We start from the raw sequence: 25,789 nt of genomic DNA, 5'->3' as shown, positions 1-25,789 counted from the left end.
TTGCACAACTCGCCTCTCTATGCCGCTATCGACCTCGGCTCCAACAGCTTTCATATGCTGGTGGTGCGCGAGGTCGCCGGTGCCCTGCGCACCGTCGCCAAGGTCAAGCGCAAGGTTCGCCTCGCAGCCGGGCTAGATCCGGAATTTCGTCTCAGCCGTGCCGCCATGGAGCGGGGCTGGGACTGTTTGCGTCTCTTCTCCGAACAGTTGCAGGACATCCCGGCCGACAACATCCGGGTGGTAGGCACCGCAACCTTGCGGCTTGCCACCAACGTCGACGAATTCCTCAGCGAAGCGGAACGGGTACTCAACCACAGCATCGAAATCATCTCGGGCGAGGAAGAGGCCAAGACCATCTATGAAGGGGTCTCCTGGACCTCTGCCGGGGAAGGAAACCGGCTGGTGATCGACATCGGCGGTGCCAGTACCGAACTGGTGATTGGCGAGCACAGCGAAGCGAAACTGCTCAACAGCCTGCACATGGGCTGCGTCACCTGGCTCAACAATCACTTCGGTGATGGTGAGCTCTCCGAAGCCCGTTTCGAGCAGGCGATTGCTGCCGCCAAGGCGGTGCTGGAGAAGGTGGCGGATGATTACCGAGCCCTTGGCTGGCGCACCTGCGTTGGCGCCTCCGGCACGGTACAGGCGCTGCAAGAGATCATGCTGGCGCAAGGGAAGAGCGAGCGGGTCACCCTGCCGAAACTGCAGGAGCTGATGGGTCAGGCCATCGCCTGCGGCAAGCTCGACCGGCTGCAGCTGGAAGGGCTGGCGGCCGAGCGGCTGACAGTGTTCCCCTCCGGCCTCGCCATCCTGATTGCCATCTTCGAAACCCTCGATATCGAGAGCATGACCCTCGCGGGTGGCGCCCTGCGTGAAGGACTGATCTACGGTCTGCTTGGCAACAATCACGACTGTGATGCCCGGGATCGTACCGCCGACAGCCTGATCAGCCGCTATCAGCTGGATAAAGAGCACGCCGAACGGGTGCGCGATACCGCCGTCGAGGCGTTCAACCTGCTGCAACCGGCCTGGCGACTCTCCAAACGCTACGGCCGCCCAATCTTGCGTTATGCTGCCCTGCTGCACGAGATCGGCCTCTGTATCGAGTACAAGAAGGCGCCGCAACACGCCGCCTACATCATCGACAACATCGACATGCCGGGCTTTACCCCTGCGCAAAAGAAGCTGTTGTCGGCCCTGCTGTTCAACCAGCGGGACGAATTCAAGCTGGAACCACTGGAGAAACAGGGTGCAGTCACCGGTCGTCAGGCGATCCGGCTGGCCCGTATCCTGCGCATCGCGCTGATCCTCTGCATGCGCCGCACCCAGGGCACAGTGCCCAGCTTCACCCTGCAGGCAGAAGAGGAGTCACTGACCCTGACCCTGCCCAAGGGCTGGATGGATGAACACTACCTGCGTGCCAGCGAGCTGCGCCTCGAGGTAGAGCGCCAGCAGAAAATGGGCTGGCCCACCCGCCTGCTGGAAGCCTGATTGGGCCACGCCCAATCAGTGCCCCGGCGTTCCGACAATCTCTTTCGCAGCCAACACTGGTGCTACTCAGGCCTGCACCTTGATGTTATTGGGCTGACGGGCAGATCCCGCCCTTGCGTCTGGGCCCAGCCTCCCCTTCATGACCAACGTTCGACTAGAGTTGGGGTGTCTTCATAACCAACCGGAATGGACGCCATGAAATCCTTGACTCTGATCGGACTGACCACCCTGCTCACCGCCTGCGGCGGTGGTGGCGACAGCAATAGCCAACCACAACCAGCCCAGCTCTCGCTGGCCTTCTCCGACGCCCCGGTGGATGCGGTCAGCAAGGTCTGCATCGCCGTCGCCAACATCAGCATCCACCCCGTCGCCGGCAACGAACAGATCTGGACCACCGCCAGTTTTCTCACCTCGGCCCAGGACGATGGCTGCACCCCGAGCGGCGAGACGATACCGCTCGACAGTGCAGACCGGCCGCAGTTCACCTACATCGACCTGCTGAGTTATCAAGGATCCGCCAGTCGCCCCCTGCTGTCCGGTCAGAGCGTGATGCCCGGTGACTACAGCCAGATGAGGTTGCGGATACTGGATGGACGGGAGGTCAGCAACCAATTTCTGAATGGCACCCCCTACTCCTACGTCAAACGGGATGATGGGGGGATCAAGCCGCTGGAAGTGCCAAGCAGCGAGCTCAAGCTGGATGCCTTCACCATCGCAGCAAACGGCCTCAGCGCCTTCACCACCGAGTTCGACCTGCGCCAGGCCATGGTGCTGCCCGGCCACGAGCAGTACTACAAGCTCAAGCCCAGAGGGGTGCGGCTGGTGAATAACACCCAGGTCACCATCGTCAGGGGCACGGTAGCAGCTGGCTTGTGTGGCGGCCTGCTGACCGACAAGGCTTTCGTCTACTTCTACCAACCCAGAAGTGACGACAACTACCCCGACATGGCGGACAGCGACAACGGCTTCTATGCCAGCGCGCCCGTGTTGCCGCAAAGCGGTGGCGGCTTTGGTTACGAGTTGGGATTTGTTAATCTCGGTAGCTACGATCTGGCGCTGGTCTGCAATGGCCACGAGGACGATCCGGCGCTGGCTGGCGACCCGCTGCAACTGGAACAGGTGCAGAAAGCCCAGGCGGTGGTGGCGCCCGCCACCATCATCAATTTCCAGTAACCGGCGACAAGAGGGCAACCCGCACATGAACACCTACCAACCCATCAGTTGCGATCTCTACGACTGGCTGGAGATCGCCGCCAGCTGGCAGTTGCCGGTCGCGCTGACCAGTCGGGACGGACGTCAGTGGGCGGATCGGATCCGCACCATAGAGGCCCGCGATGGAGTAGAGTATCTCCAGCTGCACAGCGGCGAGCAACTCAGTCTGGCGGATCTGGCGACCATGAGATTCAGCTGGCAGGGAGAGGAGAAGCTGATCCGCTTCGCTCCACCAGCCCAGTCAGACGGCCAATAGATGGCAAGAGGGCCAACCCCATCGGGTTGGCCCTCTTCTTTTACCCCTCGCGTGCGGCGTTATCCCGCCAGCGCCGCCATCACATAGACATCGAAGCGGTTGCTCTTGGTCTCGATAGCCATGCTGGGTTTGTGCTCATTGAGCCAGCCAGCATAGTCCGGTCGCTTCACCACTACCCGCTTTTGTGCCATCTTCAGCGCCGCCGGCAGCAGGGCATCGGCGTCAAGATCCGGCCCCACCAGCGACTGAAACACCCGCATCTCTTTTTTCACCAGCGCCGACTTCTGTTTGTGGGGGAACATGGGGTCGAGGTAGATGACGTCAGGCCGCTCGGTTAGCCCTAGCAAGGTCTCCACCGCCGGGCCGTGCAGCAACTGCATCCGCTCGCGCACCCAGGGGCCAATCTCCGGGTCTTCGGCGGCTCGAGCCAGACCATCCTGCAGCAGGGCGGCTACCACAGGGCTGCGTTCGATCAGGGTCACCTTGCAACCAAGAGAAGCCAGAACGAAGGCATCACGCCCCAGTCCGGCAGTGGCATCCACTACGGTCGGTGTGGCGCCGGCCTTGAGCCCCACTGCCTTGGCGATGGACTGGCCACGACCGCCGCCAAATTTGCGGCGATGGGCGACGGCCCCTTCGACGAAATCCACATAGACGGCCCCCAGCTTGGGCTCATCCAGCTTGCGCAACTCCAGCCGCTCCGGGGTAAACACCAGAGCAAACAGGGGAAGGTCGATTTGGCCAAGCTGGCTGGCCAGCGCGTCTGCCTGCGCGGCCTTGGCGGGGTCTTCGAGGAGGATTTGCATGGTCTTTGGATGCGTTCTAAGTTCAGTGAACCGAGTGTACCACAGCCCCTTCAAGTCGCTGTAGGGAGGAAATCCCATGAACCTGTTCATTGCCCTGCTCCTCGCCGCCCAGAGCGGCACAAACCTGAAGGTCTGCGGCGTAGACTGGCCTCCCTTTTCCTATGCCGAACAGGGCAACCTGAAAGAGGGCATTTCGGTGGAGATCCATCAAGAGGTGGCGCGCCGCCTTGGCATGAACCTCACCCTGCTTGAACTGCCTTGGGGACGCTGCGAGCAATATGTCAGCACCCAGCTGGCGGATGGCATTCTCGACAACGCCCCTCTCCCCGGTTGCTATCACTCTGACCTTGCCACCGCCTTCTATCCGCTGGCCGCCTATGTGCGTACCGACAGTCCGTTACAGAACTTCTCGTGGGAGATGGCCAAGGGGCTGAAAGTAGGGATGGTCAGGGGGTATGACTACACGGCCAAGATCAGGAACTTCACCGGCTGGGAGCCCATCAAGGTTCACTCCGACAAACAGCTGCTCCTGATGCTGGAAAAGAGCCGGGTCGATATGATCATCCTGGACTACTTCTCTGCCCCCATTCTGTCGAGAGAGCAGGACGTCAGGATCCGCGCCCTCACCCCCTTTATCGATTCGACGCCACTCTACCTCTGTTTTGGCAAACAGAAGGCTGACCTGCTGCCTGCCTACAACAAGGCGCTGCAACAGATGCAGGATGAGGGAGTACTGGATCGCATCTATTTGCGCTATCTCGGCGAGGATTACCGGACATTGAAAACCAAACAGGAACAGATGACATCGAAGGAGTAAACCCCCTAACTGATCTGCAGAAACATCCCCTTGTCATTGAGCTGCAGATATTCGGTGAGATCGTCATAGGCCAGCGGGCGGCTGAGCAGATAACCCTGGGTGAAGGCACATCCCTTCTGACAGAGGAAGTTGAGTTGCTCGCGGGTTTCTACCCCCTCAATCACCACCTGCATACCGAGGTTGTGCACTATGTTGATGATGCCGTCCAGCAGCATCCGATCCTGCTCGTTGAAGGGGATATGGCGCACAAAAGAGCGGTCGATCTTGACCAGATCCACCGGGAAAGAGCGCAGATAGTTGAGGGCCGAGTAGCCGGTACCGAAATCATCGATAGCCAGCTTGCAACCCGCCTCGCGCAGGGCATCGATCCGCACCCTGTGCTGATCACTGCTCTCCATCAGCAGAGATTCGGTGATTTCGATGACGATGTCGGCAGGATCGAGCCCGAAGTGCTGGATCACCTTGAGCCACTCGCTCGCCTCAGGGTCGATAGTCTGGAACTCCATGGTGGAGCGGTTAATCGACATCTGCAGATCAGGGAAGCCGGACTGCTGCAACCGAGCCAGATCCCGGCATGATTGCCACAACACCAGCGCACCCAGCCCCTGAATCAACCCCGCCTCTTCCGCCAGCGGGATAAACTCGGCTGGCGACACCTGTCCCCACTGGGGGTGATACCAGCGCACCAGCGCCTCAAGCTTGGCGACCCGACCGCTGCGGTTGTCCCAGATCGGCTGGTAGGCCATGGTTAACTGCTCCAGCTTGATCGCCTCCGCCAGATCCTGTTGCATCTGGTGGCGCTGACGCACCTCTTCCCGCATTGAGGAGCAGTAGGTACCGATCAACCGCCCCTGCCGCTTGGCGGCAAACAGCGCTTGTTCGGCGTTGCGCAGCAGCTCGTCACTCTCGCTACCATCGACGGGGCAGAGGGTCATCCCCACGGTTGCCGTAACATAGAGATGCTGGTTGGCCAGCATGAAGGGACGGGTAAAGCTACCGATAACCTGCTTGGCAAACACCTCGGCCTGACGACGGGTGACGATGCCTGGCACCAGAAAGGCGAACTCGTCACCACCGATGCGGGCCACCAGGTCCTCGGTGCGCACCCGGCTCACCAGCCGGTCCGACACCTCCCGCAACAGGGCGTCACCGGCATGGTGATCCATGCTGTTGTTGACCGCCTTGAAGTTGTTGAGGTCGAGCACCATTAGGGCGAAGCGCTCGCCCCGCTCGCAGAAGCGGCTGAGACAGCGACTGAACAGCCAGCGGTTGGGCAGGCTGGTGAGGTTGTCATAGTTGGCCTGTGCGGCGATCTTCTGTTCGGCCAGTTTGGTTTGGGAGAGGTCGCTGAAGATGGCGATGTACTGGCTGATCCTGCCACCTTCCCGCAGGGTGCTAATCATCAACTGCTGTGGATAGAGCTTGCCATTCTTGCGCTTGTTCCACACCTCACCACGCCATACCCCCACCCGCTCCAGCGCATGGTACATGTCGGCATAGAAGGTCTGATCGTGCAGCCCCGACTTGAGCAGGCTGGGGCGCTGGCCTCGCACCTCGTCACTGCTGTAGCCGGTGATCTGCTCGAAGGCCGGATTGACCGAGATGATGCGGCTATCGGCATCACAGACCAGGATCGCCTCGGAGAGATTGTCATAGACCCGGTGGGAGAGCTTGAGCTGCTCCGCATGGCGCTTGAGAGGATCGATATTCTCCAGCAGCACCATCAGGTAGTCCGGCTGCTGCTGCTTGTCACGGATCAGGGTGACGGTTACCCGCCCCCACAAGATCTGCCCCCCCTTGCAGAAGTAGCGCTTCTCCCGGGTGAAACTGCTGCGCTCGCCACGGCGGATCTCTTCGTAGCAAACGAGGCTGCCCTGCCAATCCTCGGGATGGTTGATGTCGGAGATGGATCGCTGCAGCAACTCGTCGAGGGGATAACCAAGCATCTGCTCGATGGCCGGGTTGGCCCAGAGGATACGGCCAGCCAGGTCCAGCTTGCCGATCCCCACCGGAGCCTGGAACAGCATGCTCTGCAATGCATGGGACGGTTCAGGCAGAGGGGAGGGCAGCTGTCGTTGCAGCATCAGCGCCAGCTCGCGACCCGCCAACGGAGCAAGCAACCGGAGCAACCCCATCACCTTGCTCATATTGGCCTGCGGCTGACGATAAAGCAGGGCGCAGATACCTATGGTCTCGCCATCTGCATTCCTGAGGACAATCCCGGCATAGGCCTGAGGTTGCCACTCCTGTGCAAGGGGAACGTTGGCAAAGAGCTGAAGCAGACGATCGCTGAACCAGGCTTCCCCCTCCTGCCAGGTAATGGCATCGGGAGAGTCAGTCAGTGGCAGCGTCAGGGCATCGGTGTCAAGGGAGGAGGGATAGACGGTCTGAACCGTCAGGTGGGTAGCATTTGATTCCCTGCTGGCGATCAGGACGACATCAGCCATCACAGCAGCGGCGATTTCACTCACAAAGGTATCGAAATATCCCTGACCGCTCGAGTGAGCCAGACTGGAGATGATTTGACAGACGGAATCGAGTGCTCGCCTCATGGCAAGTGGCTTTCTCTCCTTGAAGGTTAGAACACGACTCTACTGAAGAGCCGTAGGCTGTGCAAATATGCAATCAGCAAGATATTAAAAAGCCTTGAAAAAAGGGACCAAAAGGTCCCTTTTTATCGCAGAAATCACGTCTTGATCCCACTATGGCTCAAAAATGTATCTGCTTGAGGCTCTGTGCAGTCGTGGCCATCAGCCTCATGCGGCAATCCCACTGTGTCTGAGCAGAGCATCCACCTTGGGCTCACGACCACGGAAGGCTCGGAACAGCTCCATCGGCTCCTTCGATCCCCCCTTCTCCAGAATATTCTTCAGGAAAGATTGTCCGGTCGCCGGGTTGAAGATCCCCTCCTCCTCGAAGCGGGAAAAGGCATCGGCAGAGAGCACCTCGGCCCACTTGTAGCTGTAGTAGCCCGCCGCATAGCCGCCCGCGAAGATGTGGGAGAAGCTGTGCTGGAAGCGGTTGAACGCCGGTGGCGTCATCACTGCCACCTGACTGCGCACCTCATCCAGCAGCGCCGGAAGCTGCGCCGGATTGGCCGGATCAAACTCCTGATGGAGGCGGAAGTCGAACAGGGCGAACTCCAGCTGGCGCAGCATCTGCATCGCCGCCTGGAAGTTGCGGGCGGTCAGCATCTTCTCCAGCAGATCGGCAGGCAGCGGCTCGCCTGTCTCGTAATGGCCGGAGATAAAGGCCAGCGCCTCGGACTCCCAGCACCAGTTCTCGAGGAACTGGCTCGGCAGCTCCACTGCATCCCAGGCCACGCCGTTGATACCGGCGACACCGGCCACATCGATGCGGGTCAGCATGTGGTGAATGCCGTGGCCAAACTCATGGAACAGGGTGACCACTTCGTTGTGGGTGAACAGCGCAGGCTTGCCATCCACCGGGCCGTTGAAGTTGCAGGTCAGGTAGGCCACCGGTTTTTGCAGCGAGCCATCCTGACGGTAGCGACGACCCAGACAGACATCCATCCAGGCCCCGCCCTGCTTGTGCTCGCGGGCGTAGAGGTCGAGATAGAAGCTGCCGCGCAGCTCGTCGTCGGCATCGAAGATGTCGTAGAAGCGCACGTCCGGGTGCCAGGTGTCGATGCCGAGGCGCTCGCGCACCTTCATGCCGAACACCCGCTTCACCACTTCGAACAGCCCCTTCACCACCTTGCTGGCGGGGAAGTAGGGGCGCAGCTGCTCGTCGGAGATGGCGAATTTGTGCTGCTTGAGCTTCTCGGCGTAGTAGGCGAGATCCCAGGCTGCCAGCTCGCTCTGACCATGCTGCTCGGCGGCGAAGGTGCGGATCTCCTCCAGCTCAGCCTTGCCTTGTGGCAGGGATTTGGCCGCCAGATCGGTGAGGAAGCTCACCACCTGTTCGGTCTTGTCCGCCATCTTGGTGGCCAGGGAGAGCTCGGCATAGTTGGCAAAGCCCAGCAGCTGGGCCAGTTCGCGCCGCAAGGTGAGCAGCTCGCTCATGATGGCGGAGTTGTCCCACTTGCCCGCATTGGGGCCCTGATCGGAGGCGCGGGTGGTGAAGGCCTCATACATCTCGGCGCGCAGCTCGCGGTTGTCCGCGTACATCATCACCGGCAGGTAGGAAGGGATATCCAGGGTGAACAGCCACCCCTCTTTGCCTTTAAGTTCAGCCATCTGGCGGGCCGCGGCACGCACGCTCTCGGGCAGACCGGCCAGTTCGGCCTCATCGGCCACCAGCTTGTGCCAGCCCTGGGTCGCATCCAGCACGTTGTTGCTGAAACGGGAGGCCAACTCGGAGAGGCGGGCCTGAATTTCACCGTAGCGCTGCTGCGCCTCGGCAGGCAGACCGATGCCAGAGAGGCGGAAGTCACGCAGGGTATTCTGGATCTCCTTGCGCTGGGCGCCGCTCAGCAGCGGGAAATCATCGCTCTGGGAGAGGGCCAGATAGGCCTGATAGAGCCCTTCATGCTGACCAACATAGGTCTGGAATTCGGAGAGCAGCGGCAGGCAGGCATCATGGGCCTCGCGCAGCGCTTCGCTGTTGAGTACGGAGTTGAGGTGGCTGACCGGTGACCAGATCCGTGACAGACGGTCATTTACCTCTTCCAGCGGGGCAATCAGGCTATCCCAGGTATGGGGATCACGCTGGGCCAGCACATCGCTGATCTTCTGCTTGCAGTCAGCAATCGCCTGAATCACGGCAGGCTGAACCTGCTCCGGCTTGATCTGGCTGAAAGGGGGCAGCGAATCCATTGTCAGCAAAGGGTTATTCATCCCGGTTACCTCTTGTTTGGTCTTGAACAGACCGCTTTAGCAGCTCTGTATGGCTTTCTAACATGTGGCCAAGCCACGCAATAATCAAGCGGGAATCCGCCGCAACCCTGTACTTTTCCAGCCATTGCGACCCGGATCTCTGCCGTTGCTGTAGTTTTGCTATCAACAGCCAGTAACAGAATGAATCTGTGGGCCTTTTTTGGCTCTTACCGCTACTTTCAAGGGGCAAAAAGTCGCCATTTACCGGCGCCATAGCTGCCAGCCAAGTACCGTCATGCTCAATCATGGAAACGGACAAAATGTGGTAACTGTAACAAATTATCAATATTTTTCAGTTAATTAGAATCAAAACCAACTATTGATTAATTTATTTTCAAGCATCTATCATAGGCAACCTGCCATGCAGGTCACTTGATTCTCTGTGCTGCACAGAAATCGGGTGAAAAAGGCAAAGTGACCCGAAAGGGCGCGACGCAAAGCCACCGGTCTAAGGGAAAACACCTATGACAGCGGGGCTGCCCCCGGGGACGTCCGGTCACAACCGACGCCCCATCTGCACCGTACGGAGAGACGATGAACAAACTCAAATTATCCCTGCTTGGCTGCCTGCTCGGTATGGGCGCCCCCATGGCATATGCCGCCAGTGCCGGTCAGGCGATGGTCAACCCCCAGTCCGGCGTAGTGGTCGGCTATTGGCACAACTGGTGTGACGGCTCGGGCTACAAGGGCGGTATCGCCCCCTGCGTCAAGCTCGATCAGGTCAACCCGCAATACAACGTGGTCGATGTCTCCTTCATGAAGGTGTATGGCAGCGATCCCATCCCCACCTTCAAACTCGACCCGGCCATCGGCATGAGCGAAAGCCAGTTTATCGAGCAGATCGCCGAACTGAACCGTCAGGGCCGTGCCGTGCTGCTGGCGCTGGGCGGTGCCGATGCGCACATCGAGCTGCGCAAGGGTCAGGAGCAGGCCTTTGCCGACGAGATCATCCGTCTGGTGGAGACCTATGGCTTCGACGGGCTGGATATCGACCTGGAACAGGCCGCCATCACTGCCGCCGACAACCAGACCGTGATCCCGGCGGCCCTGCGGCTGGTCAAGGATCACTACCGCGCCCAGGGGAAAAACTTCCTCATCACCATGGCGCCGGAGTTCCCCTATCTGACCCAGACTGGCGCCTACATCCCCTATATCCGCAATCTGGAAGGCTACTACGACTGGATCAATCCCCAGTTCTACAACCAGGGTGGCGACGGTATCTATATCGATGGCATCGGCTGGATTGCCCAGAACAACGATGCCCTGAAAGAAGAGTTCATCTACTACATGGCGGATTCGCTGAGCAACGGTACCCGCGGCTTCTACAAGATCCCCCATGACAAGCTGGTGTTCGGCATTCCGACCAACATCGACGCCGCCGCCACCGGCTATGTGCAGGATCCGCAGAAGCTCTACAACGCCTTCAACCGCCTGAAGAGCGAGGGACAACCGCTGCGTGGCGTGATGACCTGGTCCATCAACTGGGACATGGGCCGCAACGCCGCCGGTCACTCCTACAACGAATCCTTCATAAAGAGCTACGGCCCCTTCATCCACGATCAGGAGATCACGCCGCCGGTCGACAACGGCAAGCCGGTGTTTAGCGGCCTGAGCGATACCCGCATCAAGCAGGGTACCGCCTTTGATCCGCTGGCAGGTGTCAGCGCCAACGACAAGGAAGATGGCGACCTGACTGGCCAGATCCAGGTGGAAGGCTCGGTAGACAGCCAGCGCATCGGCCTCTACCCCCTCACCTACAAGGTGAGCGATCGCGATAACAACGTCACTGAGCAGGTACGTACCATCGAGGTCTACAGCATGAAGCCGGTATTCAGCGGAGTCACCGACACCACGCTGGAGCTGGGTACCCCCTTCGATCCGATGAGCGGCGTCAGCGCCCACGATGAGGAAGATGGCGACCTGACCGCCCAAATCAAGGTCAGCGGCAACGTCGACAGCAGCAAGGTCGGCCGCTACATCCTCACCTATCAGGTGAGCGACAGCGCCGGTCAGCAGGTAACCCAGCAGCGCAACGTAACCATCAGGGAGCAGGGCGCCGTCTGTGAAAACAGCTGGGATGCCAAGAAGGTCTACGTGGGCGGCGACATCGTCAGCCACAACGGCAAGAACTGGCTGGCAGGCTGGTGGACCCAGAACGAAGAGCCGGGCACCACGGGTGACTGGGGCGTCTGGCGCGTACAGGGCGACAGCGACTGCGGCGGCACAACGCCACCCGCCGAAGGCAGCAGCGACTTCACCGTCAGCGCCATGGCGAGCGAGTACACCATCGTCAACGGTCAGGTCAGCATCCGCTTCAACGTGACCACCGCCAACCCGGTGCAGATCACCGCGACTCTGGGGCAGAACGGCCGCAGCTATGGCAACACCACCAGTCTGGTTAACGGCACCAGCTCGCTGGTTTTGCAGGGCAGCAATGTCACCGATGGCAGTTACGAAGTAGTCATCACCGGTCTGGCTGACGGCCAGCAGCCGGTGGTGCAGCGCTTCCCGGTTGCGCTGACCGAAGAGAGCAGCGGCGGTGGCGAGGGTGACTACCCGGCCTACGCCCCCAACACCAGCTATCAGGCCGGTGATCGGGTCAGTAATGCCGGTGGCAACTATGAGTGCAAACCCTGGCCCTACAGCGGCTGGTGTGGCGGCTCGACCAGCCACTATGCGCCGGGTACCGGCAGCGCCTGGAGCGATGCCTGGATCAAACTCTGACCTTGCCCCAACCACTAACGGAGGCCGACAGGCCCCCGCCCATATCCTGCCCGTCGGCCACGCTGCCGATGGGCAGGATGCACTGACCCGGACGGGTTAGCCCCTCTCTTTTACATGCTTGCCAAGCACCCAAAAACGTCCAACAACAACCAAGATAAGGAAATCACCATGCCAAGAACCACCAAGCTTGCCACCCTGCTCGGACTGCTGCTGTCGGCCCATGTCGTGGCCGATGAGCGCGAACAAGCCTATTTCAAACAAACCTATCAGGAGCACTACGAGCAGATGACGGCGCGTCTCGCCGCGCTGCATCAGAGTGCGGCTGACGAGCAGAACGTGATCATCAAGGATGGCAAGCGCCACCTTGCCATCAACGGCCTGCTCTACCCGCTGACAGCGGATAACCACATCCTGTTCGATCTGCCCAAACCCCACTTTTTCGACGAAACAGCCATTCGTAACGTCTTTGATTTCTTCGATGAGGAGTGGGAGCTGACCTGGTACGACGGTGGGGTCGTAGCGGTCAACAAGCGCTTTGGCAACTATGACTACGGCAACGGCTGTCTGCTGGAGTACTTCCCCCACGGCCAGATCCAGAATGGCGAACGCACCCGGGTGGTGATGGAGACCAGCTCCTGCAGCGTCAACTCGTTTGCCACCTCGCTGCAATATCTGGACAAAGGTGAGGAGCTGACGGCCGCCCAGCTGGGGCTGGACGCCAGCCTGATCACGGCGGTCGAGCGCTATCAGGATCGGCTCTATGTCAGCCAGAACGGCAATCCGGGCCATGTGGCCATTATCGATATCCCGAGCCGCCAGCAGATTGGCGAGATCCGCGGCACCGAAACCGGCAGTGCCACGGCCTACAACCAGGTCAGTGAATTGTTTGTCCGCAACAACCTGCTCTACGTGGTCTCGCGCTACTCGCACCGGGTCGATATCTTCGATCTGGCCGACGAGCATCGCTATGTCACCACCCTGGGAACCGGTCGGGATTCCGGCAGCAACAGCCTGCACCGCACCCAGGCCGTCTTTGCCAATCAGGATTACGTGCTGGTGGCCGATGCGCTGAGCGAGATCAAGGTCTACCGCCAGCAGGATGTGACGCCGGAGAACAGCCTCAAAACCCCCATCGCCGGTCGGCTCGCCTTTGAAGGAAAATACAGCCACCGTCTGGTGCAACTCCATCAGGTGGGTGACTATCTCCTGGCCCACACCGCCGGCAAAAACTACTACATCTATGACCTGCGTAAACTGGCTGATGCCATCGCCAGCAACACACCGCTGGCGCCTGAGCAGGTGATCGCCGACAGCAATCTGCAAAAAATCGACATGGATGGCGATCGGCTGGTGGTGAACTTCAAGGACCGCATCGAGTGGCATGATGCCGATACCCTGATCGCCAACGACTTTCAGTTCAAGAACCCGACCTTTACTGTTCGGGAGATCAACCAGCAGCCCGTGGCGGCGCTGAAAGATCTCCAGCTGGCGGGCTCGGCGCTTGTCACCGCCAACGAGCGTGGCCTGGGTTTCAACCAGCTGCTGAGCAAGGAGATCAGCTTCACGGCCGACGAGCAGTTGCCGGCTCGCCCGCTGATCTTCGATCAGCTGATGCCGGCCGCAGTCAGCTACATACTGCGCAATGACGAACCCTACGAGGTGCTGATCGATCGCGCCCAGCGTTCGGTCAACATCAATTCGCTGGTCAAGACCGAGCTGCTTGATAACGACACGGTGCGCATCACCAACTATGCCGCCAGAGAGCTGCATGACATCAATATCGAGTCACGCCTGAACGGTATCAACAAGTGGCTGATCCTGGGCCAGCTCGATCGCCTGCCCGCCTATGCCCAAATCACCCTGCCACTGAGCGCCTTTGGCGAGCAGGGACGCTTCAACAGCGCCAGCCGCGATGGCGTGTTTGATCTCAACAACCTGCTCGACAACAGCATCAATCTGCCTGCCCAGTTCGAGCACAGGTTCAGCTCCAGCTCGGATCCGTTTGCCCAGAAGCTGGCACGCCTCAAGCCAAGCTGGAACGTGCGCTTCGCCACCAACACCAGCGGCTCCTGGCGCCCCATCAATGCCCTCTACGCCCGCGAATGGCTAATCATCGCCACCAACCTGGCCTACATGGTCTCGACCGAGGAGTTCAAACACGTCTGGTACAACTTCAAGGCGGTAAACGGCTACGAGATGTTCGGCAATGGCGGCAACAGCTATGTGCCGAACGGGATCTTTACCGCAGCCGATTATGACTACTACTACCACAGCCTGATGACGCGCCCCTACCTCAACCTAGGGATCACCGCCATGGGGGGCGGGCTGGGGAGTGGTGGCATCACCGGGGTCGATACCTTTAACTTTGTCAGCCACTACTACGGCAGCTGGGGCATCATTGCCCACGAATTTGGCCACGGCTTCGATGGGAAGTCCTACAGCCATGAGAGCGCGTTTGCCCGTGGCAGCCATGGCTGGCATCCCCTGATGACGGGCATGGCCAACTACCATATCCGCAAGGGCGACCTGCCCTATCTGGACGATGATCTCAACGGCTTCCACAAGCCGGAAAACGACATCTATCGCTACAACTCGGTCAGCCAGGGGGCTCGCAAGCATCGCGCTGACAGCCACATGTACTATACCGACCACTACTTCATGCAATTCTCTGCCATGCCGCAAGGCTGGGTAGCCAACGGCAGCGACTTCAGTGCCGGGCAGCTGGCGGCCCTGACCAATCAGGAGCGACTGCTGATGGGCTGGATCCCCAAAGAGTCGGAGAAAGGCAATCTCTGCCGGTTCACCTTCCAGGATGGCGAGCAGTACTACGGCTACGTAGAACAGCAGGCTGAGGGTCTGCTCTGTGATGCCGGTTCCCTGATCCGCTATCGTCAGCCCGATGGCCAGTTTGTGCCGCTGGTCTCGGCCATCAACCAGTTTGACTGGCTGTCACTCCACCACAAGGGCAAGCTGGATCAGCCAGTACTGCACCAGAATGGTCGCCAGCTCTGCTACAAGAATGTGGCGGGCTTTTACGGTATCGGCTTCGTCAATGACAACAACCAGTGCACCCAGTTGCCCAACGTCTATCAGACCAATGGCAAACACTGGCTGACCAGCTCTGGCTGGACCGGTCTGACCTACCTGAGCGGGGACTTCATCCTGCCCACGACCGGTAGCAGCAGTGACTTCACCGTCACCGATCTGGCGTCCGAATATCTCATCGTCAACGGCGCGCTCGACTTCAGCCTGACGCTGACCACCGCCAACCCGGTGACCGTCACCGCGACCCTGTTGCAGGATGGCAATCCGGTCGCCACCGGCAGCGCCCTGATCGATGGTCAGGGTTCCCTGCAGCTGGCACAGTCTGGCCTAGCGGCTGGCAGTTACGAGCTGTTGCTGGCGGGCATGGCTGAGGGGAGCAAACAGGGCTTCGAGCGCCGCTTCACCCTGGCATTGGTGGAACAGGCACCGGGTGGTGACAGTGACGGTGGTAACGGCAGCTACCCGACCTATGTTGCGGGCACCGCTTATCAGAGTGGCGAACGGGTCAGCAATGCCGGTGGCGACTACGAGTGCAAACCCTGGCCCTACAGCGGCTGGTGTGGCGGCTCGACCGGCCACTATGCACCGGGTACCGGCAGCCACTGGAGCGATGCCTGGATCAAGCTGTAATCATCCGCTCGTGACCAAAAGAGAGCCATAACGACAGAGGGGGAGCCATCGGCTCCCCCTCTCGTTTATCTCTTCAACCCGGCTTAACGGGCATCTTCCTTCAGCCACTGCGCTACGCGCTTGGCGAAGTAGGTGAGGATGCCATCGGCCCCGGCCCGCTTGAAGCAGAGCAGGGACTCCATGATGGTCTCCTTCTCTTTCAGCCAGCCGTTCTGGATCGCCGCCATGTGCATGGCGTACTCGCCGCTGACCTGATAGGCGAAAGTCGGCACGCCGAACTGATCCTTCACCTGACGAACCACGTCCAGATAGGGCATGCCCGGCTTGACCATCACGCTGTCGGCCCCTTCCTGAATATCCAGCGCCACTTCGTGCAGGGCTTCGTTACTGTTGGCCGGATCCATCTGATAGGTGGCCTTGTTGCTCTTGCCGAGGTTGCCGGCAGAGCCAACCGCATCGCGGAATGGGCCGTAGTAGCAGGAAGCGTACTTGGCGGAGTAGGCCATGATCTGGGTGTTGATGAAGCCATTCTCTTCCAGCGCGGCGCGGATGGCGCCGATGCGGCCATCCATCATGTCGGACGGCGCGACGATATCGACCCCGGCCTCGGCATGGGAGAGCGCCTGCTTGATCAGGATCTCGGTGGTGATGTCGTTCAGCACATAGCCTTCGTCATCGATAATGCCGTCCTGCCCGTGGGTGGTGAACGGATCGAGCGCCACGTCGGTGATGACCCCGAGCTCCGGGAAGCGGGCCTTGAGGGCACGCACGGTGCGCTGGGCCAGTCCGTTTGGATTGTAGGCCTCTTCCGCCATCAGGCTCTTGCTCTCCAGCGGGGTGACCGGGAACAGGGCGATGGCAGGTACGCCCAGCTCCACCAGCTCGGCAGCCTCGATCAGCAGCAGATCGATGGAGAGACGCTCCACCCCCGGCATGGAGGGAACGGCTTCACGGCGATTCTCCCCCTCCAGCACAAACACCGGATAGATGAGATCGTTGACGGTCAGTACGTTCTCGCGCACCAGACGACGGCTGAAATCATGTTTGCGCAGACGGCGCAGGCGGCGGCCCGGAAAGGCGCCCGGAAGAGTTGTAGCCATGAATCACTCCTGGAGAGGAAGTTGGAAGAACGCGGCGGAGGTGGCCCGGGTATGGGCCAGCAAGGCCTCGGGCGCTTCACCACGACAGGCCGCCACCACTTGGGCGATGTGCGGCAAAAAAGCGGGTTCATTGCGTTTCGGGCGCGGTTTCAGATCCCGCGGCACCAGATAGGGGGCATCGGTCTCGATCATCAGCCGACCGGCCGGAATACGCGCTACCTGTTCGCGCAGCAGCTGACCACGGCGCTCATCGCAGAGCCAGCCGGTCACCCCGATATGCAGCCCCAGCGCCAGACACTCGTCCAGCTCCTCGTCGGAACCGGTGAAGCAGTGCAGCACGGCTCCCGGTAGTTTCGGCAACCAGGGACGGAGGATCTCGATAAAACGGGCGTGCGCATCGCGGCAGTGGAGAAACACCGGCATCCGGAGCTCAGCAGCCAGTGCCAGCTGGGCGTCGAATACCGCATCCTGCACCGGGCGGGGGGAGAAGTCGCGGTTGTAGTCGAGACCGCACTCGCCAATAGCCACCACCTGCGGCAAGGCTGCCAGCTCGCGCAAGGCGGGCAGGGTCGCCTCATCGACACTCTTGGCATCGTGAGGGTGTACCCCGGCGGTGGAGAAGCAGTAGCCCGGCCAGCGGGCGGCCAACTCGGCGCTCTCGCGGCTGCCAGTCAGATCGGTACCGGTGAGGATAAGCGCTTCCACCCCGGCGGCACGGGCACGGGCCACCAGCTCAGGCTGTTCACCGGCGAACTGGCTGCTGGTCAGATTTAAGCCGATATCGATCATGGGATGAGACGTTCCGAACAAAAGGAATGCATATCAGGTATTTGAAAACCATCTACCGAATGGGGTCTTACCATACGCCTCGAACGGGAGCATGAAAAGAGGAAGGGAGCCTCAGCTCCCCTCGTTCTGCTATTCCTGCGGACGTCGTCATCCTCTCGCCGTCCGGCAAACAGGTGACGAACAGTGCCTCAGCTCTCCCCATCCGGTTGTTCCTGTTGCTCTTCATCTTCTTTCTTCACGTAGAAGCGGGCAAAGAACAGACCTATCTCCCACAGCGCCCACATCGGGATGGCGAGCAGGGTCTGGGAGAAGACATCAGGGGGCGTCAGCAGCATGCCGACCACAAACACCCCGACGATAACGTAGGGACGTTTCTCCTTCAGGTTTTGCGGTGTGGTCACGCCGGTCCAGCAGAGCAGTATGGTGGCCACCGGAATTTCGAACGCCACCCCGAACGCGAAGAACAGGGTCAGTACAAAGTCCAGATAGCTGGCGATATCGGTCGCCACCGTCACCCCTGCGGGTGCTGTGCTGGTGAAGAAACCGAACACCAGCGGGAACACCACGTAGTAGGCGAACGCCATGCCCGCATAGAACAGCAGGGCACTGGAGACCACCAACGGCATGATCAGGCGCCGTTCGTGCTGGTACAGACCGGGGGCGATAAAAGCCCAGGCCTGATAGAGCAGATAGGGGATCGCCACGAAGAAGGAGACCACCAGGGTCAGCTTGATCGGCGTCAGGAAGGGGGTCGCCACATCCGTCGCGATCATGCTGGTCCCTTCCGGCAGCTGGCTGAGCAGCGGCTGGGCCACGAAGTCGTAGATGTTGTTGGAGAAGTAGATCAGCGCCAGAAACACCACGAGGATGGCGGTAATGGAGCGCAGCAAACGGGTTCTCAGCTCAACCAGATGGCTGATCAGGGGTTGTTCGGCCTGACTCATGACTTCACCTCCCCTTTTACTGCGGAGTCGCTGACCGGCACCGGCTCACTCTCTCGCTGGCTATTGACCGGCGGCACGTCGTGGCTCAGTTGCACCGCAGGCTCCACCGGCGTGGCAGGCTCAGCCTGGGCGACCGGCTCGGGGCGCGGCGGACGGATCTCGTTCTCTACCTGATAGGGGCGATTGACCGACTGGGCCGCCGCCTTGAGCTGTTCGATGGACTCCTGCAGCTCGGGGCTCAGGTTGCTCATCTGCAACTGTTCCGCCTTCTTGAGGTCGTTATGCAGCTCTTGCAACTTGAGCTCCTGCTCCAGCTCGGACTTGACCGAGTTCGCGGTCGAACGAATGAGGCGGATCCAGTGGGTAGCCGTGCGGATGGCAACCGGCAGCCGCTCGGGCCCCAGTACCACCAGTGCTACCACACCGATAACGACCAGCTCCCAAAAACCGATATCGAACATGGCTTAGGCCTGGTCTTTGTCTTTCTGTTTGGCGGTCTCACTGCTCTGAGTGGCCGCTTCGTTCAGCTGTTTCGGGGGAAACTCGGCATCTTTCTGCTCGGCCTTGGCATCAGCCGGCTCGTCGGAGAGGGCTTTCTTGAACCCTTTGACCGCCGCGCCCAGATCACCGCCAATGCCGCGCAGTTTCTTGGTACCGAACAGCAGCACGACGATGACTGCAATGATCAACAATTGCCAAATACTGATACCACCCATGATTTTCTCTCCAGAACAGGCGCCTGACGGCGCGGTTGTTGATTAATGGGAACGGGTTCGCAACCAGCCGACCAGCCAGCAGAGGGCTGCACCGGCGAGACTGGCTTGTCCCCACTCAATGTGTTGTTTTTGGGTCAGCAAGAATACACCCGCCAATAGCAGGCTGGCTCCAACCCCTAAGAGGTAGCGGGCCTGCCCCTGCCGACGGCTGTGACGGCGGAACTCGGCAAACATCTGGTCGAAATGACGCTGCTGATGACGGGTCTGACGCAGGGTCTCATAGACCAGCTCCGGCAGCTCCGGCAGCTTCTCGGCCCAGAATGGCGCCTTCTCCTTGATGGCGTTCAATACCGACTTGGGCCCTACCTGTTCGTGCATCCAGTTTTCGAGGAACGGCTTGGCGGTCTGCCACAAATCGAGCTGCGGGTAGAGCTGACGCCCCAATCCTTCCACATAGAGCAGGGTCTTTTGCAGCAGCACCAGCTGTGGCTGCACCGTCATATGGAAGCGACGCGCGGTGTTGAACAGGTTGAGCAACACGTGACCGAACGAGATCTCGGAGAGCGGCTTCTCGAAGATGGGCTCCAGCACGGTGCGGATGGCGAACTCGAACTCGTCCACCTTGGTGTCTGCCGGTACCCAGCCCGACTCCACGTGCAGCTCTGCCACCCGACGATAGTCGCGGTTGAAGAAGGCGAGGAAGTTCTCCGCCAGATAGCGTTTATCTTCCCGATTGAGGGTACCGACGATGCCGCAGTCGATGCCGATCCAGAGCGGGTTTTCCGGATGTTCGTAAGAGACGAAGATGTTGCCCGGGTGCATGTCGGCATGGAAGAAGCTGTCGCGGAACACCTGGGTGAAGAAGACCTCTACCCCGCGCTCGGCCAGCAGCTTCATGTTGGTGCCGTTGGCTTCCAGCGCCGGTATATCGGAGACCGGAATACCGTAGATGCGCTCCATCACCAGCACCTGCTCGCGGCAGAGGTCGGTGATGATTTCAGGCACATAGAGCGCCTCGGAGCCGGTGAAGTTGCGGCGTAGCTGGATGGCGTTGGCCGCTTCGCGCATCAGATTCAGCTCGTCGAGGATGGTCTTGCGATACTCCTCCACCACCTCGATGGGGCGCAGCCGCGCGCTCTGGGGCACGAAGCGGGCCACCAGACGGGCCAGCGCCTGCATCAACCGCAGGTCAGCCTCGATGACAGGCTCGATGTCGGGACGGATCACCTTGATGACGATCTCGCGGCCACTCTCCTTCAAGCGGGCGGTATGCACCTGCGCGATGGAGGCCGACGCCAGCGGCGTCTCGTCAAAGTCATCAAACAGGGTTTCGATGGGACAACCCAGGCTCAGCTCGATCTGCTGGCGCGCCGCCTGACCACAGAAGGGGGGCACCCTGTCCTGCAGCAGGGCCAGCTCCTCGGCGATATCCGGCGGCAGCAGATCGCGGCGGGTCGAGAGCATCTGGCCAAACTTGATGAAGATGGGGCCAAGAGCCTCGAAGGCGAGGCGGATGCGGGCACCGCGGCTGAGATCCGGCTGCTTGTTCTTGAGCCAGAACAGGGAACGACGGGCCAGACGACCCGGCCAGGGCTGATAGCGGGCGGGCACCAGTTCGTCGATGCCCTGCTCCAGCAGGATGGTGATGATGCGATAGAGGCGTTTGAACTCCTTCGGGGTCATCAGGTCACCTGCTGTTCGAAGCGGGCCAGCCGCAGTTCGACGGCCTTGAGCTGCTGGGCCAGCACCTCGACGTCATCGTTGAAACTAGCCACTTCCAGCGGGCCGGGGGCGAGGCGGGCCTCTTCGGTCAGATATTCCGCCAGCTGGCTGCGGGTGCGGCACAGCTCGCGACCGACCAGGCGACGCGCCTGACGGGCACCGCTGAACAAGGTGTGGGCCAGCACGTCGCCGGTATAGCGCGACAGCTCCTCTTCCCAGTCGATATCCAGCTCACCCAGCAGCACGCTGAATGCCTGTACCAGCTGGGGATCACCGCTCAGATCCAGCTTCTCCTCGCGGATATAGCGGGTCAGAGCGGACGGGTCTTTCAGCAGACCGAGGGCGGTCAGCGACAGGCTGAGCACCGCATCGGCCTCCCCTTCATGCTGGGCCAGCACATCCAGTCGACGCTCGGAGAAGACGAACCAGAGCGGCTTGAGTTCACGCAGCTCCAGCTTGAGCACCTTGCCCACCAGTTTGCGCAGCCGCTCCGGGCTCTGTTTGTCCAGCGCCAGCAACTGGTTGAGGCTGGTTTCGATCACCGCGGTGACCATGGCATCCATCGGCATAGGCAACCTTAAAACTTGTAACCGCGGTGCAAGGCGACCACACCCTGAGTCAGATTGAAGTACTCCACCTGCTCGAAACCGACATTTTCCATCATGCCTGCCAGAGTCTGCTGATCCGGGTGCATGCGGATGGACTCTGCCAGATATTTGTAGCTTTCACTGTCGTTCGCGACAATTTCGCCCATTTTCGGCAGCAATTTGAAGGAGTAGAGATCATAGAGCTTGGCGATCACTTCACTGACCGGCTTGGAGAACTCCAGCACCAGCAGACGGCCACCCGGCTTGAGCACCCGGAACATGGAGGCGAGCGCCTTGTCCTTGTCGGTGACGTTGCGCAGGCCGAAACCGATGGTAATCACATCGAAGTGGTTATCCGGGAAGGGGAGCGCCTCGGCATTGGCCTGCACGTAGGAGACGTTGTTGGCGACCCCCAGATTGCGCAGCTTGTCGCGGCCCACTTTCAGCATGGAATCGTTGATATCCGCCAGCACCACCTGACCAGTCTCGCCGACGATGCGGGAGAACTTGGCGGTCAAGTCACCGGTACCTCCGGCCAGATCCAGCACCTTCTGGCCCTTGCGCACACCGGAACAGTCGATGGTGAAGCGCTTCCACAGGCGGTGGATGCCGAACGACATCAGATCGTTCATCAGATCATACTTGGCTGCCACCGAATGGAAGACACCTGCTACCAGAGTTTCCTTCTCGGTCGCGGCCACGGTTTTAAAGCCAAAATGCGTTGTCGTTGCTTGTTCTGACATCCCTTAAACACCCATAGAGCAAAGAATGGCCGCCAGTTTACCAGAGCCACTGGCGTCCGGACACCTTAAACCCGGCTCGCAACCAACTGCATGCCCAGCACCACCATGGCCAGACAGAGGAAGAGATTGAGACCGATATTGAGCAGCGCTTTCAGATAGGCTCCATGTTGAGCCAGCACTACCGTATCGAGGGCAAAGGAAGAAAACGTGGTCAGGGCACCGAGGATCCCCACCATCAGCAGCGGCTTCATCGGGTGTTCTACCACATGACCGTGGCTGATGAGGGCGAACGCTACCCCCATGATGAAAGAGCCCACCACGTTGACCACCAGAGTCCCGTAAGGAAAGTGGCGCCCCAGCAGCAAGGCCATCAGTTCGGCAATCCCAAAACGAAGGCAGGCGCCGATGGCGCCCCCTGCAGCAACATAGAACCAGGTTTGCATGGTGTCACTCCCTCAGGGTCAGACCGCCATTATGTCGCAATGGCGGCCCTTGTGCCCAGAGGCGGAACTAATCGTCATCCAGCCTGATTGAAATCTCAGCGGCGAAAATCGATGGGCTCTGGCTCACCCAGCACGATTTCGGTCTGGGCCGGGCGGGTCTGGGCAATCACCTTGCCGTGGCGGATCGAGTAACGCACCGGCACCTGACGGCGCACCGCATCGAAGCCGTTGTCGGCAGGCAGGATCAACAGGTTGGCCGGTTTGCCCACCTCTATGCCATAACGATCCTGCACGTTCAGGGTGCGGGCGCTGTGGCTGCTGATCAGCTTCAGACCGTCGTTGATCTGCTCGTAGCCCATGATCTGGCAGACATGCAGCCCCATGTGCAACACCTGCAACATGTTGGCGGTGCCCATGGGGTACCAGGGATCGAACACATCGTCGTGACCGAAGCAGACGTTGATGTTCGCCTCCAGCATCTCCTTCACCCGGGTAATGCCGCGGCGTTTGGGATAGGTATCGAACCGTCCCTGCAGGTGAATGTTCACCAGCGGATTGGCCACGAAGTTGATGTCCGCCATCTTCAGCAGCCGGAACAGGCGGGAAGCATAAGCGCCGTTGTAGGAGTGCATGGCGGTGGTGTGACTGGCGGTGACTCTATGACCGATACCCCGCTCGTAGGCCAGGGTCGCCAGCGTCTCGATAAAACGGGACTGCTCGTCATCGATCTCGTCACAGTGCACATCGACCAAAACCTGATACTTCTCGGCAAGATCGAAGATGTAATGCAGACTTTCGACCCCATATTCCCGGGTAAACTCGAAGTGGGGGATCGCACCAATCACGTCGGCACCCAGCTTGAGCGCCTCCTCCAGCAGTGCCTTGCCATTCGGGTAGGAGAGGATCCCCTCCTGCGGGAAGGCGACGATCTGCAGCTCCACCCACTCCTTCATCTCTTCCCGCACTTCCAGCATCGCCTTGAGCGCGACCAGATTGGGATCGGAGACATCGACGTGAGTACGGACAAACTGGATGCCGTTGGCGATCTGCCACTTCAGCGTCTGGATGGCGCGCTGTTTCACATCCTCATGGGTCAGCAGCGCCTTGCGCTCGGCCCAGCGCTCGATCCCCTCGAACAGGGTGCCGGAGAGGTTCCAGCTCGGCTCGCCCGCTGTCTGGGTGGTATCGAGGTGAATGTGGGGTTCGATAAAGGGAGCGATCGCCAGACCGCCCTCCCCGTCCAGCACCCGACCGGCGACGGCATGTTCGTCATGGGGTTCGATGGCTGTGATGACCCCATCCTGACAACGGAGCTGCCACAACCCTTCCCGATCGGTCAAACGAATATGTTGAATCAGCATTTGCTAGCTTCCTGTACCAGAACCGGCCGCTGGGTGAGGCGAACCAGAATGAAATAGGTGAAGGCGGCGCCCAATACCGCGTTGAGTGGCACTATGCCCGGCAGCCACTTGCCGACAGCCACCCCGACTGCCGTGGCGACCAGCGCCTGCCAGCGCACCGTCTCGAACTGCTGATCGGCAAATTGACGGTAACGCTCACGATTGAGCAGGAAATCCATGATGATAATGCCACCGATCGGCGGAATTGCCGTACTCAAAAAGGCCAGCCAGCCGACAAAGTTGTTGTAAAGCCAGAGGGCGCAAGCGGTACCGATGAGGCCGTTGATCACGCTGAGCGGCTTGCTCTTGAGGCCGGTAATGTTGGCAAAACCGAGGCCGGAGGCATAGAGCGCGTTGTCGTTGGTGGTCCAGATATTGAGGCCCAGCACCAGAATGGCGGGGATCAGTAAACCCTGCATCAACATCACTTCCGATATATCGGCCTGCCCTGTCACCGCCGCACCGGCTGCGCCGAAGACGAACATTAGCGTGTTGCCCAAAAAAAACGCCACCATGGTAATCATGACGGCGCCCCAGGGTTTGCGACCAAATCGGACAAAGTCGGCGGTCAGAGTTCCTGCACTGATAAAGGAACCGACCACCATGGTCAGCGCCGTGGTGAACTCGATAGGATTGGTCGGTTGTACCTGCTGCAGCGCCGCCATGCCACCGGTCGAGGTCACCGCCAGCCAGACCGAGTAACCGCCGAGCAGCGCAATGGCCGGCACGGCCACAAAGCTCAGCACCATCAGGGCGGAGATCCCGAAGTAGACGGTCACCGTCATCAACATGCCCGAAATGGCGATCAGCCAGTTCACATCGATCCCAGTCGCCTTCTGTACCGGCAGGGCAAACATCGCCACGCCCACGCCAAACCAGCCGACCTGAGTGCCACCCAGCAGCAGGGATGGCAGCCAGGAACCTTTCACCCCAAACGAGTAGCGCGCCAACAGATGGGTAGAGAGACCGGTTGAGGCACCGATATAACCGAGACAAGCGGTGTAGATACCCAGCAGCAAGTTGCCGATCAGTACCGCCTTGATGAAGTCATCGAACACCAGCCCAGTGCCCAGCGCACCACCGGTCCACATGCTGGCAGAGAAGAAGGTCAGGCCGAGCATCACCAGCATCAACGACAGCACACCTTTGCGCCCTTTGGCGGGTACCGCCCCCAAACAGTATTCGTTATCCTGCGCCATGCTCTTTCTCCACGTAATAGGCAAAACGCGCCGGATTTTACATGTAAAACGTTTTACGTCAATCAATCATGGTTAAATCTCTGGATAAAACCATCAATAACAGTCAAATGAGTAACACACCGGGACTCAAATCAGCAGATAAACAGTGTCGGCTGCAAGCAGAGGGGGTTGTGGGAATAGGGAATGTAAGGGGATATCACAAAAATGACAGATGCAAAAAAGCCTCCCTTTTCAGGGAGGCTTTCTATTTAATGGTGCTGATACCCAGAATCGAACTGGGGACCTCATCCTTACCAAGGATGCGCTCTACCGACTGAGCCATATCAG

At 60.0% G+C, this 25,789-nt stretch carries 20 protein-coding genes and 1 riboswitch; of the genes, 6 read left to right on the top strand and 14 right to left on the bottom strand.

Features of this window, described 5'->3' with window-relative positions:
- From gppA to G5332_RS18375, 3 genes are all read left to right on the top strand, one after another.
- Positions 1 to 1,491 (top strand): guanosine-5'-triphosphate,3'-diphosphate diphosphatase, encoded by a 1,491-nt coding sequence (gene gppA / locus G5332_RS18385; protein WP_421210052.1) that lies wholly within the window; start codon positions 1 to 3, stop codon positions 1,489 to 1,491.
- Positions 1,492 to 1,686: 195 nt separating this feature from the next.
- Positions 1,687 to 2,664, top strand: coding sequence for a DUF4382 domain-containing protein (locus tag G5332_RS18380; RefSeq protein WP_266135501.1), 978 nt, complete (start codon positions 1,687 to 1,689; stop codon positions 2,662 to 2,664).
- A 25-nt stretch (positions 2,665 to 2,689) separates the two neighbouring features.
- Positions 2,690 to 2,959 carry a Rho-binding antiterminator gene (locus G5332_RS18375; RefSeq protein WP_266135500.1) on the top strand — a complete coding sequence of 90 codons (270 nt, stop codon included), beginning with the start codon at positions 2,690 to 2,692 and terminating at the stop codon, positions 2,957 to 2,959.
- A gap of 59 nt (positions 2,960 to 3,018) precedes the next feature.
- On the opposite strand, the gene G5332_RS18370 is transcribed toward G5332_RS18375, so the two are convergent.
- A complete protein-coding gene (locus G5332_RS18370) occupies positions 3,019 to 3,765 on the bottom strand; it encodes a class I SAM-dependent methyltransferase (protein WP_216952437.1) in 747 nt (248 codons plus the stop codon).
- A 76-nt stretch (positions 3,766 to 3,841) separates the two neighbouring features.
- Between G5332_RS18370 and G5332_RS18365 the strand changes: the two genes are divergently transcribed.
- Positions 3,842 to 4,582: a substrate-binding periplasmic protein gene (locus tag G5332_RS18365; RefSeq protein ID WP_042081324.1), complete on the top strand. Its 741-nt coding sequence runs from the start codon at positions 3,842 to 3,844 to the stop codon at positions 4,580 to 4,582.
- 5 nt (positions 4,583 to 4,587) lie between these two features.
- Here G5332_RS18365 and G5332_RS18360 read toward each other — a convergent pair whose 3' ends face one another.
- Positions 4,588 to 7,134: a putative bifunctional diguanylate cyclase/phosphodiesterase gene (locus G5332_RS18360; protein ID WP_216979821.1), complete on the bottom strand. Its 2,547-nt coding sequence runs from the start codon at positions 7,132 to 7,134 to the stop codon at positions 4,588 to 4,590.
- Positions 7,135 to 7,338: 204 nt separating this feature from the next.
- Complete coding sequence (prlC, locus tag G5332_RS18355; RefSeq protein WP_421173148.1) at positions 7,339 to 9,381, bottom strand: oligopeptidase A; 2,043 nt, start codon at positions 9,379 to 9,381, stop codon at positions 7,339 to 7,341.
- 437 nt (positions 9,382 to 9,818) lie between these two features.
- Positions 9,819 to 9,904: riboswitch (cyclic di-GMP riboswitch) on the top strand.
- Between the two features lie 50 nt (positions 9,905 to 9,954).
- Here prlC and G5332_RS18350 point away from each other — a divergent pair.
- Positions 9,955 to 12,144 (top strand): immunoglobulin-like domain-containing protein, encoded by a 2,190-nt coding sequence (locus tag G5332_RS18350; protein ID WP_421173149.1) that lies wholly within the window; start codon positions 9,955 to 9,957, stop codon positions 12,142 to 12,144.
- A gap of 168 nt (positions 12,145 to 12,312) precedes the next feature.
- On the top strand, positions 12,313 to 15,819 hold the full coding sequence (locus tag G5332_RS18345; RefSeq protein ID WP_421173150.1) for a hypothetical protein: 3,507 nt from the start codon (positions 12,313 to 12,315) through the stop codon (positions 15,817 to 15,819).
- Between the two features lie 83 nt (positions 15,820 to 15,902).
- Here the strand turns inward: G5332_RS18345 and hemB are convergent, their stop codons facing one another.
- The 11 genes from hemB to codB all read right to left on the bottom strand — a co-directional run bounded on the left by hemB (position 15,903) and on the right by codB (position 25,462).
- The gene (hemB, locus tag G5332_RS18340; protein ID WP_005339394.1) at positions 15,903 to 16,919 is read right to left on the bottom strand and encodes a porphobilinogen synthase; all 1,017 of its coding nucleotides are present in this window, start codon (positions 16,917 to 16,919) and stop codon (positions 15,903 to 15,905) included.
- 3 nt (positions 16,920 to 16,922) lie between these two features.
- On the bottom strand, positions 16,923 to 17,708 hold the full coding sequence (locus G5332_RS18335) for a TatD family hydrolase (RefSeq protein ID WP_421249957.1): 786 nt from the start codon (positions 17,706 to 17,708) through the stop codon (positions 16,923 to 16,925).
- A 188-nt stretch (positions 17,709 to 17,896) separates the two neighbouring features.
- Positions 17,897 to 18,652, bottom strand: coding sequence for a twin-arginine translocase subunit TatC (gene tatC / locus G5332_RS18330; RefSeq protein ID WP_058058793.1), 756 nt, complete (start codon positions 18,650 to 18,652; stop codon positions 17,897 to 17,899).
- Positions 18,649 to 19,113, bottom strand: coding sequence for a Sec-independent protein translocase protein TatB (gene tatB / locus G5332_RS18325; RefSeq protein WP_115522059.1), 465 nt, complete (start codon positions 19,111 to 19,113; stop codon positions 18,649 to 18,651). The genes tatC and tatB overlap by 4 nt, the downstream gene beginning before the upstream one ends.
- A gap of 3 nt (positions 19,114 to 19,116) precedes the next feature.
- Positions 19,117 to 19,368 (bottom strand): Sec-independent protein translocase subunit TatA, encoded by a 252-nt coding sequence (tatA, locus tag G5332_RS18320; protein WP_005339385.1) that lies wholly within the window; start codon positions 19,366 to 19,368, stop codon positions 19,117 to 19,119.
- A gap of 42 nt (positions 19,369 to 19,410) precedes the next feature.
- A complete protein-coding gene (ubiB, locus tag G5332_RS18315) occupies positions 19,411 to 21,051 on the bottom strand; it encodes a ubiquinone biosynthesis regulatory protein kinase UbiB (protein WP_005339383.1) in 1,641 nt (546 codons plus the stop codon).
- Positions 21,051 to 21,659 (bottom strand): ubiquinone biosynthesis accessory factor UbiJ, encoded by a 609-nt coding sequence (locus G5332_RS18310; protein ID WP_005339380.1) that lies wholly within the window; start codon positions 21,657 to 21,659, stop codon positions 21,051 to 21,053. Before G5332_RS18310 ends, ubiB begins: the two co-directional genes overlap by 1 nt.
- Positions 21,660 to 21,667: 8 nt before the next feature.
- Positions 21,668 to 22,420 carry a bifunctional demethylmenaquinone methyltransferase/2-methoxy-6-polyprenyl-1,4-benzoquinol methylase UbiE gene (gene ubiE / locus G5332_RS18305; RefSeq protein WP_005342396.1) on the bottom strand — a complete coding sequence of 251 codons (753 nt, stop codon included), beginning with the start codon at positions 22,418 to 22,420 and terminating at the stop codon, positions 21,668 to 21,670.
- A 65-nt stretch (positions 22,421 to 22,485) separates the two neighbouring features.
- On the bottom strand, positions 22,486 to 22,863 hold the full coding sequence (crcB, locus tag G5332_RS18300; RefSeq protein WP_005339378.1) for a fluoride efflux transporter CrcB: 378 nt from the start codon (positions 22,861 to 22,863) through the stop codon (positions 22,486 to 22,488).
- Positions 22,864 to 22,958: 95 nt separating this feature from the next.
- Positions 22,959 to 24,224, bottom strand: a complete 1,266-nt coding sequence (locus G5332_RS18295) for a cytosine deaminase (RefSeq protein WP_216952447.1) — start codon at positions 24,222 to 24,224, stop codon at positions 22,959 to 22,961.
- The gene (codB, locus tag G5332_RS18290) at positions 24,218 to 25,462 is read right to left on the bottom strand and encodes a cytosine permease (protein WP_216952449.1); all 1,245 of its coding nucleotides are present in this window, start codon (positions 25,460 to 25,462) and stop codon (positions 24,218 to 24,220) included. Before codB ends, G5332_RS18295 begins: the two co-directional genes overlap by 7 nt.
- Positions 25,463 to 25,789 lie beyond the last annotated feature (327 nt).

Source organism: Aeromonas sp. 603757 (assembly GCF_049171255.1).
GTDB lineage: Bacteria > Pseudomonadota > Gammaproteobacteria > Enterobacterales > Aeromonadaceae > Aeromonas > Aeromonas veronii_A.
Note: the sequence above shows the minus strand (reverse complement) of the source record. Positions and strands in the feature narration are given on the sequence as shown.

Excerpts from the sequence above, each read along its gene's own strand:
- G5332_RS18375 (WP_266135500.1), top strand. The coding sequence starts at position 2,690 with ATGAACACCTACCAACCCATCAGTTGCGATCTCTACGACTGGCTGGAG.
- G5332_RS18360 (WP_216979821.1), bottom strand. The coding sequence starts at position 7,134 with ATGAGGCGAGCACTCGATTCCGTCTGTCAAATCATCTCCAGTCTGGCT.
- G5332_RS18335 (WP_421249957.1), bottom strand. The coding sequence starts at position 17,708 with ATGATCGATATCGGCTTAAATCTGACCAGCAGCCAGTTCGCCGGTGAA.
- hemB (WP_005339394.1), bottom strand. The coding sequence starts at position 16,919 with ATGGCTACAACTCTTCCGGGCGCCTTTCCGGGCCGCCGCCTGCGCCGT.
- tatA (WP_005339385.1), bottom strand. The coding sequence starts at position 19,368 with ATGGGTGGTATCAGTATTTGGCAATTGTTGATCATTGCAGTCATCGTC.
- codB (WP_216952449.1), bottom strand. The coding sequence starts at position 25,462 with ATGGCGCAGGATAACGAATACTGTTTGGGGGCGGTACCCGCCAAAGGG.
- tatB (WP_115522059.1), bottom strand. The coding sequence starts at position 19,113 with ATGTTCGATATCGGTTTTTGGGAGCTGGTCGTTATCGGTGTGGTAGCA.
- G5332_RS18350 (WP_421173149.1), top strand. The coding sequence starts at position 9,955 with ATGAACAAACTCAAATTATCCCTGCTTGGCTGCCTGCTCGGTATGGGC.
- G5332_RS18295 (WP_216952447.1), bottom strand. The coding sequence starts at position 24,224 with ATGCTGATTCAACATATTCGTTTGACCGATCGGGAAGGGTTGTGGCAG.
- tatC (WP_058058793.1), bottom strand. The coding sequence starts at position 18,652 with ATGAGTCAGGCCGAACAACCCCTGATCAGCCATCTGGTTGAGCTGAGA.
- prlC (WP_421173148.1), bottom strand. The coding sequence starts at position 9,381 with ATGAATAACCCTTTGCTGACAATGGATTCGCTGCCCCCTTTCAGCCAG.
- crcB (WP_005339378.1), bottom strand. The coding sequence starts at position 22,863 with ATGCAAACCTGGTTCTATGTTGCTGCAGGGGGCGCCATCGGCGCCTGC.
- G5332_RS18345 (WP_421173150.1), top strand. The coding sequence starts at position 12,313 with ATGCCAAGAACCACCAAGCTTGCCACCCTGCTCGGACTGCTGCTGTCG.
- G5332_RS18380 (WP_266135501.1), top strand. The coding sequence starts at position 1,687 with ATGAAATCCTTGACTCTGATCGGACTGACCACCCTGCTCACCGCCTGC.
- ubiE (WP_005342396.1), bottom strand. The coding sequence starts at position 22,420 with ATGTCAGAACAAGCAACGACAACGCATTTTGGCTTTAAAACCGTGGCC.
- G5332_RS18370 (WP_216952437.1), bottom strand. The coding sequence starts at position 3,765 with ATGCAAATCCTCCTCGAAGACCCCGCCAAGGCCGCGCAGGCAGACGCG.
- G5332_RS18365 (WP_042081324.1), top strand. The coding sequence starts at position 3,842 with ATGAACCTGTTCATTGCCCTGCTCCTCGCCGCCCAGAGCGGCACAAAC.
- ubiB (WP_005339383.1), bottom strand. The coding sequence starts at position 21,051 with ATGACCCCGAAGGAGTTCAAACGCCTCTATCGCATCATCACCATCCTG.
- G5332_RS18310 (WP_005339380.1), bottom strand. The coding sequence starts at position 21,659 with ATGCCGATGGATGCCATGGTCACCGCGGTGATCGAAACCAGCCTCAAC.